This is a genomic window from Streptomyces sp. NBC_00038 (assembly GCF_026343635.1).
Lineage (GTDB): Bacteria > Actinomycetota > Actinomycetes > Streptomycetales > Streptomycetaceae > Streptomyces.
On record NZ_JAPELQ010000001.1, the window covers coordinates 5,973,372 to 5,986,257 of the forward strand.

General features: G+C 68.0%; 9 protein-coding genes. 4 read left to right on the forward strand and 5 right to left on the reverse strand.

The genetic code is table 11. The annotated features are described in order from the left end of the window. Window positions 1–3: 3 nt before the first annotated feature. Window positions 4–339, forward strand: coding sequence for an Lsr2 family protein (locus OG219_RS27030; protein WP_266830645.1), 336 nt, complete (start codon window positions 4–6; stop codon window positions 337–339). Here OG219_RS27030 and OG219_RS27035 read toward each other — a convergent pair. Beyond that, window positions 318–1,046, reverse strand: coding sequence for an SCO3374 family protein (locus OG219_RS27035; protein WP_266830647.1), 729 nt, complete (start codon window positions 1,044–1,046; stop codon window positions 318–320). The two genes, OG219_RS27030 and OG219_RS27035, sit on opposite strands and share 22 nt — an antisense overlap. A gap of 430 nt (window positions 1,047–1,476) precedes the next feature. Here OG219_RS27035 and OG219_RS27040 point away from each other — a divergent pair, with 430 nt between their 5' ends. Continuing rightward, window positions 1,477–4,002: an ATP-dependent Clp protease ATP-binding subunit gene (locus tag OG219_RS27040; RefSeq protein WP_266830649.1), complete on the forward strand. Its 2,526-nt coding sequence runs from the start codon at window positions 1,477–1,479 to the stop codon at window positions 4,000–4,002. Window positions 4,003–4,078: 76 nt separating this feature from the next. Here OG219_RS27040 and OG219_RS27045 read toward each other — a convergent pair whose 3' ends face one another. After that, window positions 4,079–7,360, reverse strand: coding sequence for an NACHT domain-containing NTPase (locus OG219_RS27045; RefSeq protein WP_266830651.1), 3,282 nt, complete (start codon window positions 7,358–7,360; stop codon window positions 4,079–4,081). Continuing rightward, the gene (locus OG219_RS27050) at window positions 7,357–7,731 is read right to left on the reverse strand and encodes a trypco2 family protein (protein WP_266830653.1); all 375 of its coding nucleotides are present in this window, start codon (window positions 7,729–7,731) and stop codon (window positions 7,357–7,359) included. The genes OG219_RS27045 and OG219_RS27050 overlap by 4 nt, the downstream gene beginning before the upstream one ends. Before the next feature lie 555 nt (window positions 7,732–8,286). On the opposite strand from OG219_RS27050, the gene OG219_RS27055 reads away from it, so the two are divergent. Beyond that, the gene (locus tag OG219_RS27055; protein ID WP_266830655.1) at window positions 8,287–8,892 is read left to right on the forward strand and encodes a M23 family metallopeptidase; all 606 of its coding nucleotides are present in this window, start codon (window positions 8,287–8,289) and stop codon (window positions 8,890–8,892) included. Between the two features lie 6 nt (window positions 8,893–8,898). On the opposite strand, the gene OG219_RS27060 is transcribed toward OG219_RS27055, so the two are convergent. Then, complete coding sequence (locus OG219_RS27060; protein ID WP_266830657.1) at window positions 8,899–9,495, reverse strand: TetR/AcrR family transcriptional regulator; 597 nt, start codon at window positions 9,493–9,495, stop codon at window positions 8,899–8,901. A 184-nt stretch (window positions 9,496–9,679) separates the two neighbouring features. On the opposite strand from OG219_RS27060, the gene OG219_RS27065 reads away from it, so the two are divergent. After that, complete coding sequence (locus OG219_RS27065; protein WP_266830659.1) at window positions 9,680–11,269, forward strand: MDR family MFS transporter; 1,590 nt, start codon at window positions 9,680–9,682, stop codon at window positions 11,267–11,269. A gap of 245 nt (window positions 11,270–11,514) precedes the next feature. Here the strand turns inward: OG219_RS27065 and cseC are convergent, their stop codons facing one another. Continuing rightward, window positions 11,515–12,885, reverse strand: a complete 1,371-nt coding sequence (gene cseC, locus OG219_RS27070; RefSeq protein ID WP_266830661.1) for a two-component system sensor histidine kinase CseC — start codon at window positions 12,883–12,885, stop codon at window positions 11,515–11,517. Window position 12,886 lies beyond the last annotated feature (1 nt).

The following is a 12,886-nucleotide window of genomic DNA, read 5'->3' on the forward strand; positions in this document are numbered from 1 at the left end:
CCGGTGGCACAGAAGGTTCAGGTCCTTCTTGTCGACGACCTCGACGGTGGCGAGGCGGACGAGACCGTGACGTTCGCGTTGGACGGCAAGACGTACGAAATCGATCTCACGACCGCCAATGCGGACAAGCTCCGTGGTCTTCTCGACGCCTACGTGAAGGGTGGCCGCCGTACCGGAGGCCGCGCTTCGGGGGCGCGCGGAAAGACCCGCGTCGCTTCCGGTGGCAGCCAGGACACCGCGCAGATCCGCGCGTGGGCGAAGGAGAACGGCTTCGAGGTCAATGACCGTGGCCGAGTTCCCGCGACCATTCGTGAGGCCTACGAGAAGGCCAACGGCTGAGCGCACGCGCGCCGCAGCCGTACCCGGTGGCATTGCGTCGCCATCGTGTCGACGAGTCGTACGAGGTTGGGGGCGCCCCCAACGCCCCCCACGGCCGGCCATGCCGGCAGCGCCGAAAACGCCGACAGTGTCGGCAGCGAGGCTTCGACCTCGCAGCCAGGCTCGGGGGGCCGCAGCCAGACAGCGGCCCCCTGTGGACTGGCCTCTTGTGTGTCGGGCCTCTGCGGACCGGCCTCTTTCCTACCCGGCCCCCGTGGACCGGCTTCTTGAGTACTGGGCCTCCGTGAACAACCCGGACCCGGTGAATCCTCGGGCATTCCCGGCGGTCGAACAGCAGGTGGCGGTGGAGCCTGAATGCTCCCGCCCGCGCCGATCGCCCTGAGGTCCAGCGTGAGGGCTCCCCACTCCAGCCAGTCGAGCAGCCCCGGCAGCTCGTCCGCGCTCCCCGCGGCCACCAGGAACCGCATCCGCTCCCCACGCGCGCGGTGCCCTCGGTCAAGCGCCACCGGAGACCCGGGGCCCAGGTGCCGCAGCGCCGCGTACCCCGCCTCCGCCGGCACGTCCAGGACGTCGAAGCGCAGGCCGGTGGCAAGCCGTACCGGTGTCCCGGGCACTGTCGCCCAGCCGAGTTCGTTCTCGTACCACTGCTGCACCGCATCGCTCGGATCGTCGAGCGGCCGACGGGGGAGGGGAACGGTGTGAACCATGCCAGGAGCAACCGCCGGAAAGGCTCCGGAGTTACGCTGGGTGTTCCGGTGAACGCACAGAGTGCGGGAAAAAGGGGCGTGCGGGGGTGATCGGCGGCGCAAGGGTGTTCGCCCGTAGCGGAGGGAACCGGCGTGCGTGGCATGGAGTGTCAGTGCGTACGGGTAAGACATCCCTAGTGGGAGGGGCGACACGCATGGCTCGGGCATCTCACGTTCGCCATCGGCGTACAGCTGGAGAGGGTATCTGCCTGGCCTGCGGGAACATCGTCTCGCACCATCAGGTTGGAGCAGATGTCGGCGTTCGGGGTCAGGAGGCCAAGGACGGTGTCGGCAGTTGGAATGAGCGGTCCCCGCTTGCGGGACTAAGCTGCGGAAGGACAGGGAGGGGAGCGTCCCCTTACTGCCTGACCGCTCTGAGGAGCGATTAACGATGTTCGAGAGGTTCACCGACCGCGCGCGGCGGGTTGTCGTCCTGGCTCAGGAAGAAGCCCGGATGCTCAACCACAACTACATCGGCACCGAGCACATCCTCCTGGGCCTGATCCACGAGGGTGAGGGTGTCGCCGCTAAGGCCCTGGAGAGCCTCGGGATTTCGCTCGAGGCGGTCCGCCAGCAGGTGGAGGAGATCATCGGGCAGGGTCAGCAGGCCCCGTCCGGGCACATCCCCTTCACCCCCCGTGCCAAGAAGGTCCTGGAGCTGTCGCTCCGCGAGGCCCTTCAGCTGGGCCACAACTACATCGGCACGGAGCACATCCTGCTCGGCCTGATCCGTGAGGGCGAGGGCGTCGCCGCCCAGGTCCTGGTCAAGCTGGGCGCAGACCTCAACCGGGTGCGGCAGCAGGTCATCCAGCTGCTCTCCGGCTACCAGGGCAAGGAGACCGCCACCGCAGGCGGTCCTGCCGAGGGCACCCCCTCCACGTCCCTGGTCCTCGACCAGTTCGGCCGGAACCTCACCCAGGCCGCTCGTGAGTCCAAGCTCGACCCGGTCATCGGGCGCGAGAAGGAGATCGAGCGGGTCATGCAGGTGCTGTCCCGCCGTACGAAGAACAACCCGGTCCTGATCGGTGAGCCCGGCGTCGGCAAGACCGCCGTCGTCGAGGGCCTCGCCCAGGCCATCGTCAAGGGCGAGGTGCCCGAGACCCTCAAGGACAAGCACCTCTACACCCTGGACCTCGGCGCGCTGGTCGCCGGCTCCCGCTACCGCGGTGACTTCGAGGAGCGCCTCAAGAAGGTGCTCAAGGAGATCCGCACCCGCGGCGACATCATCCTGTTCATCGACGAGCTGCACACGCTGGTCGGTGCGGGTGCCGCCGAGGGCGCCATCGACGCGGCTTCGATCCTGAAGCCGATGCTGGCCCGTGGCGAGCTGCAGACCATCGGTGCGACGACTCTGGACGAGTACCGCAAGCACCTCGAGAAGGACGCGGCCCTCGAGCGCCGCTTCCAGCCGATCCAGGTGGCGGAGCCTTCCCTCCCCCACACGATCGAGATCCTCAAGGGACTGCGGGACCGCTACGAGGCCCACCACCGCGTCTCCATCACGGACGAGGCTCTGGTGCAGGCCGCGACGCTCGCGGACCGCTACATCTCCGACCGGTTCCTCCCGGACAAGGCGATCGACCTGATCGACGAGGCGGGCTCCCGGATGCGCATCCGCCGGATGACCGCTCCGCCGGACCTCCGCGAGTTCGACGAGAAGATCGCGGGCGTGCGCCGCGACAAGGAGTCCGCGATCGATTCGCAGGACTTCGAGAAGGCCGCCTCCCTCCGCGACAAGGAGAAGCAGCTCCTGGCCGCCAAGGCCAAGCGGGAGAAGGAGTGGAAGGCCGGCGACATGGACGTCGTCGCCGAGGTCGACGGCGAGCTGATCGCCGAGGTCCTCGCGACCGCCACCGGCATCCCGGTCTTCAAGCTGACCGAGGAGGAGTCCTCGCGTCTGCTGCGCATGGAGGACGAGCTCCACAAGCGGGTCATCGGCCAGAAGGACGCCATCAAGGCGCTCTCGCAGGCGATCCGTCGTACGCGAGCGGGTCTGAAGGACCCGAAGCGTCCCGGTGGTTCGTTCATCTTCGCGGGCCCGTCGGGTGTCGGTAAGACGGAACTCTCCAAGACCCTGGCCGAGTTCCTCTTCGGTGACGAGGACGCGCTGATCTCCCTCGACATGTCGGAGTTCAGCGAGAAGCACACGGTGTCACGTCTCTTCGGTTCGCCCCCCGGTTACGTGGGTTACGAAGAGGGTGGCCAGCTGACGGAGAAGGTGCGTCGGAAGCCGTTCTCGGTGGTTCTCTTCGACGAGGTCGAAAAGGCTCACCCGGACATCTTCAACTCGCTTCTCCAGATCCTGGAGGACGGTCGCCTGACCGACTCCCAGGGCCGGGTTGTGGACTTCAAGAACACGGTCATCATCATGACGACCAACCTCGGCACCCGGGACATCTCCAAGGGCTTCAACCTCGGCTTCGCGGCCTCGGGTGACGTCAAGAGCAACTACGAGCGCATGAAGGTCAAGGTCAACGACGAGCTGAAGCAGCACTTCCGCCCGGAGTTCCTGAACCGTGTCGACGACACGGTGGTCTTCCACCAGCTCACCGAGGAAGACATCATCCAGATCGTCGACCTCATGATCGCCAAGGTGGACGAGCGGCTGAAGGACCGGGACATGGGCCTCGAGCTCAGCCCGACCGCCAAGTCGCTCCTCGCGAAGAAGGGTTACGACCCCGTCATGGGCGCCCGGCCGCTGCGCCGGACGATCCAGCGCGAGATCGAGGACCTGCTCTCCGAGAAGATCCTCTTCGGCGAGCTGCGCCCCGGCCAGATCGTGGTCGTCGACACGGAGGGCGAGGGTGACGCGAAGAAGTTCACCTTCCGCGGCGAGGAGAAGTCCGCGCTCCCCGACGTCCCGCCGATCGAGCAGGCGGCCGGCGGTGCTGGGCCGAACCTGAGCAAGGAGGCGTAGGCGCTACGGCGCTCGCCTGAACGGAACAGAGGGGCTGCCCTGGGACTTCGGTTCTGGGGCAGTCCCCTTTTTCGTGTCAGCGCGCAGTGAAACCTGCCGGGATGTCAAAGGGTTCGCCTCCGATGACGTGCACGGGGGAGGCACTTGAGAGGGACAACTGGAGGTCCGGCAGTGAGTGCAGTGGGCGCAGATCCACTTCCTCGCCGCGCCCCTTCGGAAGAAGTCTGAGCGACAGGTTGGAGAGTGTCGGAAACATCGAGGGCAGGACGGCGGTGTCGCTCCAGTCCACGATCCCCGTGAGCGAAACGTTCGTGACTCGGGGCAGCGGGCGCAGATGGCGCAGGTCGGACAGAGAGTGAACCGATGTGTTGACGTGAGTGACCCGGTCCATCTCGCGTACGCAGTCCCAGAACTTGGTGAGGTACAGCGGGAAGGGCAGGGTGATGTCGGTGAGCGACTCCCATGCTTCAAGGCCTGTCGTGTCCAGCAGTCGTTCGACGGGGAGTTCGAGACGGGTGACGGTCGGGTGGACGGGGATGGAGTCGACCGCGGTGAGGTGGGCCGTGGTGAGCGTCAGAGACCTGAGACCGGGGACGGCTTGTACGTACTCCAGTGCGTGGGCGGGGAGCTGCGGGAGTTGGAGATCGATGGAGCTCAGAGCAGACATCCGGGCCAGCAGCGAGATGTCTGTGAGCGAGGGGCACAAAGACAGGCTCAGCGCCCTGAGGGACTCTGTCTGATCGCCGAGGAAGGCCAGGTCTTCCAGGACCGGCATTTTGCGCAGGGTCAGTATCCGGACCTCCGGGAGCCGCGCTGCCTGGATTTCCTCGGAGAAGAAGGGGCCGGTGAGCCGAAGGTTCTGGGCGCCGGGCAACAGGTGCAGCAGGGACAGCTGCTCCTTGGTCGTCACGGGCAAGGGACGAGCGGACAGCCGAGGGACGTGTGCGAGGACCTCGCGCGCGTACTCCTCGGCCGGGAAGTTGTCCCACATGCCGTTGAGCCTGTAGATCGCCACAGTGCTCGTCCGTGGATCGGCGGCGAAGTGACGCGCATAGGGAATGGCCTCGGATCCCCCGATTCTGCCCACAAGGTTTGCGACCCGGTATTGCTGAGCGGCGTCCATTTCCTCGGCCCGGGGCAGGAGCGGCAGGAGGTACGGCCCCAGCCGGACCAGTTGGCCGCCCTCCACCGCGGAGCTGCCGGAGCTGTAGGACGAGAAGACGTCGATGATGTGGTCGCGGATGCGATCGCGCAGATCCGTCTCCAGCCATGCCGCGTGTTCGGAACAGAGGGCGGAGAGGACGAGGAGCTGGGTGCGCAGGCGATCGGAAGGGGCCAGGGCTTCCGCCTTGGCGAGGAGTCCGGTGAGCAACTCCCGGATTTCGCGGCGGCAATGGCCCGACGCCAGGAGGATGACGTCCTGCCACAGTTCGTCGTCGGCATTGCGGACGAGTTCTTTCAGGTAGCTGCCCTCGACGAGTTCCTTTGCGGCGAGGTAGTCCTGGAAGGTGCGGTGGATGAACTGGTAGGAGTCTTCGGCGCGTTCCTGGAGTAGACCCGAGCGGTTGAGGAGGTGGGTGAAGACGGCCTCTACGGTGCCTTGTTCACGTACGCGTTCCATGCCCTTGAGGGCGACTTCGAGCTGGGGGCGGGCCTGGGCGCGGGTGAACTCGGACTGGCCGCAGCGGACCAGCCAGACCGCGATGCGCTGGAGGATCTGATGATGCTCCTCGACGGACATGGTGATGCCGTCAGGTGCTTCCACTCGTCGGCGCTTGTCGCGGTTGCCGAGGAGCATCTCCAGGGCCGACTCGTACAGCTTGAAGCGGGTCTCCGGCAGAAAGCCCTGAAGGCGGCGGTGGAGCGCGCAGATGACCGCGCAGAGGAGCGGGGTGCGGGCCAGGTCGCTGAGGGCGGCGTTGTGGCGGAACTGCTGGGACAGGTCCTTCTCCAGCTCGCGCAGCAGCCTGTGGTCGTCCTTGTTCAGGCGGGCGGCGCGGTGCCAGGCCTTGATGAAGGTCTGGATGTCGTCGTCGCGCATCGGCAGGAGGCGCAGCTCCTCGAACTGCTCCGACTCCAGCCAGTCGGGCTCGACGGCGTGCGGGCGTACGGTGGCGACGCAGCGCGTGCCCGGGTAGCGCCGCAGCAGGCTGGACAGCCAGCGATGCGCTTCGTCGCGGTCGGCCTGCGGGACCTCGTCGAGTCCGTCGACGAGCAGCAGGGCGCGTCCCGCGTGCAGGACTCGGCCCGCCCATCCGTCCGGCGGCTCGTCGACCATCAGCCGTGCGGCGTGCGGGAGTTGGGACGGCGAAGGGAAGTCGGCCCGATGGGCCCGCAGGGTTCGCAGGGGCACCACGAGGGGCACGAGGCCGTTGAGCCCGGCCAGGCCGGGGCCGTGGGTGCCCGCGGCGGCGTGGGCGGCCAGCCACCAGACCAGGGTGGTCTTGCCGGCACCCGCGTCACCGCGCAGCAGGACGCGGGGGCGGGTGGACAGGAGCGTGTCGACGCGCTGCGGGGTGCGGTCCGTCCGGGACGACCGCTGCCGCGTCGTTGTGGTGTTCAGGTTGCGTGCTTCGGCCTCGGAGATGCGGGTCGTCGCCTCCAGGCTCAGATACGCGGTGTCCAGGTCCCATTCGGATTCGCGCCGAGTGAGATCGTCGAGGCCGAAGATCTTGGTGTTGCGGTAGGCGGCGCTGATGGCCTGCGCGTACTCCGTCTCGTACTGGCGGTCCAGCGGATGGTGGTGACTGATCAGCTCGCTGTGCGGCTGGTCGTACGGCATCTCTGCCAGGTCACTGATCAGGGTGCCCTCGGCGCGGAGGTGACCGCGGCCCCGGGGAATGGCCGTGACGATGCCGAGCAGGACGTCGCCCGCGAAGACGGGCGCCCCGGACAGGCCTGCCAACGGGGAGGGGCCGTCGGGGAGTTCGGCGGCGGGCGGCTGGTCGAAGGCGAAGGTGAGGACGGAGCGGGGGCGGGCCGCGGCCGGCAGTACCGTGCCCGCGTACTGATCGGAGGCGAGGTGGCCCTCCGTGCCCCGGCGCTGGATGTCCGGATATCCGATGGCCTCGCAGTGGGGAAGCGGCTGGGTGGTGTCCAGGTGCCCGATGCGGACGTGGGAGGTGCAGGGCAGAACGGCGTCCGCGAGCAGCAGGGCCGCGTCCAGCCCGGGGTGGCGCCAGATGACGTGGGCGTTGATCGGCTCCGGGCGGTCCGGGTGGGCGATCTCAGCCGTCGCGCTGCCACCGATGACGTGGGCGCAGGTGAGGACCAGACGGCTGTTGAGCGCGACTCCGCTGCCCTGCGTCTCCCCCAGCACGACCACCGCCCGGTCGGCCGGACCGGCGGCCGGGGTCATCGTGCCGCGGGTGGGTTGGGTACCTGGCCGAATGCCGAGGTGCTGCCCTGCCGCTCGTTGCCGACCTGCCAGGGGGCGTTGGTACGCGCGTCTCGTGGTGTGAGGGTGAAGGCGACCCGATGTGTTCGGCCCGTCGCGCGTGAGGCGTCGGCTCCCGCCTCGACGACCCAGGCCTTGACCTTGCCGCTTCCCTTCGACTCCTTGCGCAGTTCGAGGGTGAATTCCATCTCGATGGCGCCGACTTCGAAAGACACGGGCTGGCCCGATGCCCGTGTCGCGGCTTCCATGAGCTGGTCACGGACCGAGGCGATGGCGTCGGCGAGTTCGATGCCGTCAAGATCGGATGCGGTGCGCGGCGTAGTAGCGGTCATGATCCCCCCGGACCTCTCAGGCATGGCGCAAGTAGACCGATTTTACGGGGTGTTGGGGGAGGGGTGAGTGGTTTTTTTGGGGGGAGTGGGCGAACCGGTCGAGGTTTCACGGCTGTGCGTCGGTGACCCCGTGCCGCGTGGCCCCCATCACATTTCCGAGGTCCCGGATTGCTGTACCCGGTGACATGACGCACAGGCGATTTGTCCGTTACTAAGGTGGATAGTAGAGAGGGCCATGCGGACAAAACGGACCTTTGGTCTCGGGGTCGGATAGGGCTTTCGGCACCCCTGGCCGGGCCGGGCGAGTGTGGCCGTTCCCATGGGCTGCGACTGCTCGAAGTGGGGTTAAACCACCCTTCTGGGAAAAAATACGGAAGATTCGCGACGTGGCGGGGCGTCTGTCAAGAACCAGGAAGTTTCAGGGTCAAGTACGACCTTCCATCGTAGATCGGCTGTTTGGGGGTCGGCAGGGGTGCGGGTTACCAAGGTGTGGTCCATCCGGTTGGTGCCTGTGCCTCGGGTGGGCTTTCTGTCCCCGTTCCCCGTGAGGTCTCCATGTCGAAGCGCGCCACGTCCCGTCACTCCCGTACGTCCCTGATCCGCTCGCGGGCGGCCGTCCTGGCCGTCGGTCTCGGCGCCTCGGTCGTGCTGGGCGCCGGAGTCGCGGCCGCCGCCGGCAGCAGCGCCGTCACGGCGGCGAGCGTCACGCAGGTGAAGACCGCCGCCGCCAAGGCCACGGCCGCCACCTGGGTCGACCCGGTGAAGAAGTACACCCTGTCCGCCAGCTTCAACCAGGCCGGCAACATGTGGTCGTCCACCCACTCCGGGCAGGACTTCGCCGTGGCCAGCGGTACCAAGGTCGTCGCCGCGCACGGCGGTACCGTCGTCAAGGCCGGTGCCAACGGCGCCGGTGACGGATCCGCGTACGGCAACGCCATCGTGATCAAGCACGGCAACGGGACCTACTCGCAGTACGCCCACCTGTCGAAGATCAACGTGAAGGTCGGTCAGGTCGTAGCCACCGGTCAGCGCATCGCGCTTTCCGGCAACACCGGCAACTCCAGCGGACCCCACCTGCACTTCGAGATCCGTACGACCGCCAACTACGGGTCCGCCGTCGACCCCGTCGCCTTCCTGCGCGCCAAGGGCGTCACCGTCTAGGACACGTCAGGAAGCGGCAGCGCCTCCGTGCGCCCGCGTCACCAGATCGATCGCGACCTCTAGGACCGCCTTGCGCTTGTCCTCGGGGTCGCCTTCGACGTCCTTGAGGACGAACATCCCGGCGTGCATCGTGAACAGCGCGCTGATGCAGCGGACCTGGTCGGTCAGCGGTGACTCCGGCTCCTTGATGATGTCGAGCATGCTGAGCATGCGGTCCTTGAACGACTCGCCGATGCTGAGCTCCCGTACCGTCGCCTGGTTCTCCTGCATGAAGCGGAAGAGCGGGGCGGCGCCGGTGAGGGCCTCGCTGTAGCGGCGCAGGACCTCCGTCTTGGTCTCCAGGGTGTGCGGCTGCTGCGCGCCCCACTCGATCAGTTCGTCCAGCGGTCGCGTCAGGTCCTGGAAGAGGCTGATGAGGATCTCTTCCTTGGTCTTGAAGTGGTAGTAGAGCGCCGCCTTCGTGACGTCGAGGTGCTCGGCGATCTCGCGCAGCGAGGTCTTCTCGTAGCCCTGCTCGGAGAAGAGTTCGAGGGCCACGTCCTGGATGCGCTGGCGGGTGTCCCCGCGGCGCTGTCGCTTGATGCCGTCCATGGTGCCGCCCATTCTCGTGGTCCTCGCGCTCCCTGAAAACTTACCGGTCGACCGGCTGGTAAAGCCCAGCAAAACTTACTTGACGACCGGCTAGTTGCGAGGCTACTTTCCCAGTGTAGTCAACTTGCCGGGCGGCAAGTAAGTAGTCGGCGGAGGCAGCTGCATCTGGCGCGGCTGTACCAGGGGAGTGGGAACGATGGCGGACAAGACCGAAGTGGCAGTAGAACCCGAGAAACAACCTCGCAGCGTGCGCGTCGTCCTGTTCGCGCTCATGGTCGCGATGATGCTGGCGATGCTCGACAACATGATCGTGGGCACCGCGATGCCGACGATCGTCGGCGAACTGGGGGGACTTGAACACCTGTCGTGGGTGGTGACGGCGTACACCCTCGCGACCGCGGCCTCCACCCCCATCTGGGGCAAGCTCGGCGACATGTACGGGCGCAAGGGCGCCTTCATGACCTCGATCGTGATCTTCCTGATCGGGTCCGCGCTGAGCGGTATGGCCCAGGACATGGGGCAGTTGATCGGGTTCCGTGCGATTCAGGGGCTCGGCGCCGGCGGTCTGATGGTCGGCGTCATGGCGATCATCGGGGACCTCATTCCGCCGCGGGAGCGCGGTAAGTACCAGGGCATGATGGCCGGCGTGATGGCACTCGCCATGATCGCCGGACCGCTCGTCGGCGGCACCATCACCGACCACTGGGGCTGGCGCTGGTCCTTCTACATCAACCTGCCGCTCGGTGTCGTCGCGCTCCTCGCGATCAGCGCCGTACTGCACCTGCCGAAGAAGCGGGTCGAGGGGCGGATCGACTATCTGGGCGCGGGGCTGCTGACTGTCGGCATCACGTCCATCGTGCTCGTCACCACCTGGGGCGGCAGCGAGTACGCCTGGGGCTCCGCCCGGATCATGGAGCTCATCGGCATCGGTGTCGCCGCGCTCGTCGGGTTCGTGTTCGTGCAGACCAAGGCCGCGGCGCCGGTCGTGCCGCTGCACATCTTCCGCAGCCGCAACTTCACCCTCATGTCGATCATCGCCTTCATCACCGGCTTCGTGATGTTCGGGGCGACGCTCTTCCTTCCGCTCTACCAGCAGTCGGTGCAGGGCGCTTCCGCGACCAACTCCGGTCTGCTGCTGCTCCCGATGCTCGGCGCGATGCTCGTCACCTCGATGGTGGCGGGGCGGGTCACCACCAACTCCGGTCGGTACAAGGTGTTTCCGGTCGCAGGCAGTGTGCTGATGGCGGTGGGTCTCTTCCTGCTCTCGCAGATGGACACGGACACGACCCGGCTGACGTCCGGGGTGTACATGGCCGTTCTCGGCGCCGGCATGGGATGCCTGATGCAGATCACCATGCTGGTCGCGCAGAACAGCGTCGAGATGAAGGACATGGGCGTCGCGTCCTCTACGAGCACGCTCGCCCGTACGCTCGGCTCCTCCTTCGGCGTCGCGATCATGGGCGCGCTGTTCAACAACCGGGTGCAGCACGAGATGGCCGAGCGGGCCGGGGCGATCGGGTCCAAGGTGACCGAGCAGTCCGCGCAGCTCGACGCGGCGAGTCTGGCGAAGCTGCCGGCTGCGGCGCGGGAGGCGTATCAGTTCGCGGTGTCCTCCGGGACGCACTCGGCGTTCCTGCTGGGGGCGGTGGTGGCTGTGGTCGCGCTCGTCGCCGCCGTGTTCGTGAAGGAGGTTCCGCTGAAGGGGGCGGGATCCTCGAAGGCGGCCGAGGAGGGGGCGGCTGGGGACGCCGCGGGGGCGCAGCGGGCGGTTGCAGAGGCCGTCTGAGCCGCGTCCTGATCCTCCTTGGTCCGAAGGCCCCCGGTGTTGTCCGCCCCGGGGGCCTTCGCCTGTACGTGTACGGGGCTGGGGGCGGGTTTTTTCGCCCCCTCCGCCCCTTCCCGTCCCGTTCCTGGGGGCTGCCGCCCCCAGACCCCCGCTTTCGGCCTGAACGGCCTCGTCCTCAAACGCCGGACGGGCTGAAGATCTTCACCCCGGCCGGGGTGAAGAGCGGAGCGCCCACGATCTCCCGGTTACGGCAGCATCGGATAGCTGCCCGTATCCGTCGGTGCGTGTTCCGGTAGCCACAGGACTGCGACCGCGCCCTCGGCGGGTACGTCGTCCGGGGCGCCCGGGGGGCGGATGTTGCGGAAGGTGAGGCGGGCGCCGAGTACTCGGGCCTGGCCTGCTGCGATGGTGAGGCCCAGGCCGTGGCCGTGGCCTGCGCGGTCGGTGCTGCCGGTGCGGAAGCGGCTTGGGCCGTCGGCGAGGAGGGCCCCGGGGAAGCCGGGGCCGTGGTCGCGTACGCGGATGACGCGGCCCTCGACGGTGACCTCGATGGGCGGCTTGCCGTGCCGGGCCGCGTTGGCGAGGAGGTTGAACAGGACGCGCTCCAGGCGGCGCGGGTCCGTCGTGACCTCCGACTCGTGCACGACGCGTACGTCGACGCCCGCGTCCTTGGCCGCCACGCGCCGGGACACGAACTCGCCGAGCATGATGTCCTGCAACTCGGCCCGCTCGGAGGCGCCGTCGAGCCGCGCGACCTCCAGGACGTCCTCGACGAGGGTGCGCATGGCCTGGGCGCGGTCGCGGACGAGCTCGGTCGGGCGGCCGGGGGGAAGGAGTTCCGCCGCCGTCAGCAGTCCCGTCACCGGCGTCCGCAGCTCGTGCGCGATGTCGGCGGTCACCCGGCGCTCGGCCTCGATGCGCTGCTGGAGCGCGTCCGCCATCGCGTCCACCGCCCGCGCGAGGTCGTCGGTCTCGTCGCGTACGACCCCGCTGATGGCGTTGCCCACCCGTACGTCGGTGTCGCCCTTGGCGACCTGGTTCGCCGCCGCCGCGGCCTTGCGCAGCCGGCGCGACAACTGGCCGCCGATGAGCACGCCGAGCGCGCTGCCGCCGAAGACGACCGCGATCGAGCCGATGATCAGCGCCTGGTCAAGGTCGGTCATGACGTCGGTGTTGCGGTCCGTGAAACCGGTGTGGAGCGAGAGGACGCGGCCGTCCTTGAGCGGCACGGCGGCCCAGATGTCGGCCACCCCGCTCGCGTTGTCCGACACGTACGTGGCCCGCCGCCCCTGCGCGACCTTCGCCAGCAGGTCCTTCGGGATGGACGGGTCGTCCACCTCGACCCCGAAGGCCTGCGTCCGCCCCGACTCGTACATGCGCTGCGCGACCTGGATGCGCTCGTCCGCCAGATCGCGCGAGTTGTCGAGCATCGACACCCGCGCCGCGTTGTGCACGACCAGGCTCAGCGCGAGCGCCACCAGCGCGCCGACGAACGCGATCGCGGCGCTGAGCTTCCACCGGATGCCCGTACGAATGCCGCCGGCCCTCGCCCTAACGCCGTCCGCGCCCGTTGCTCTGGCGTCGCCCGGTCCCCGGCGTCGAAATATCCCCCGCATA

Excerpts from the sequence above, each read along its gene's own strand:
- OG219_RS27035 (WP_266830647.1), bottom strand. The coding sequence starts at position 1,046 with ATGGTTCACACCGTTCCCCTCCCCCGTCGGCCGCTCGACGATCCGAGC.
- OG219_RS27065 (WP_266830659.1), top strand. The coding sequence starts at position 9,680 with ATGGCGGACAAGACCGAAGTGGCAGTAGAACCCGAGAAACAACCTCGC.
- cseC (WP_266830661.1), bottom strand. The coding sequence starts at position 12,885 with ATGCGGGGGATATTTCGACGCCGGGGACCGGGCGACGCCAGAGCAACG.
- OG219_RS27060 (WP_266830657.1), bottom strand. The coding sequence starts at position 9,495 with ATGGGCGGCACCATGGACGGCATCAAGCGACAGCGCCGCGGGGACACC.
- OG219_RS27045 (WP_266830651.1), bottom strand. The coding sequence starts at position 7,360 with ATGACCCCGGCCGCCGGTCCGGCCGACCGGGCGGTGGTCGTGCTGGGG.
- OG219_RS27040 (WP_266830649.1), top strand. The coding sequence starts at position 1,477 with ATGTTCGAGAGGTTCACCGACCGCGCGCGGCGGGTTGTCGTCCTGGCT.
- OG219_RS27055 (WP_266830655.1), top strand. The coding sequence starts at position 8,287 with ATGTCGAAGCGCGCCACGTCCCGTCACTCCCGTACGTCCCTGATCCGC.
- OG219_RS27050 (WP_266830653.1), bottom strand. The coding sequence starts at position 7,731 with ATGACCGCTACTACGCCGCGCACCGCATCCGATCTTGACGGCATCGAA.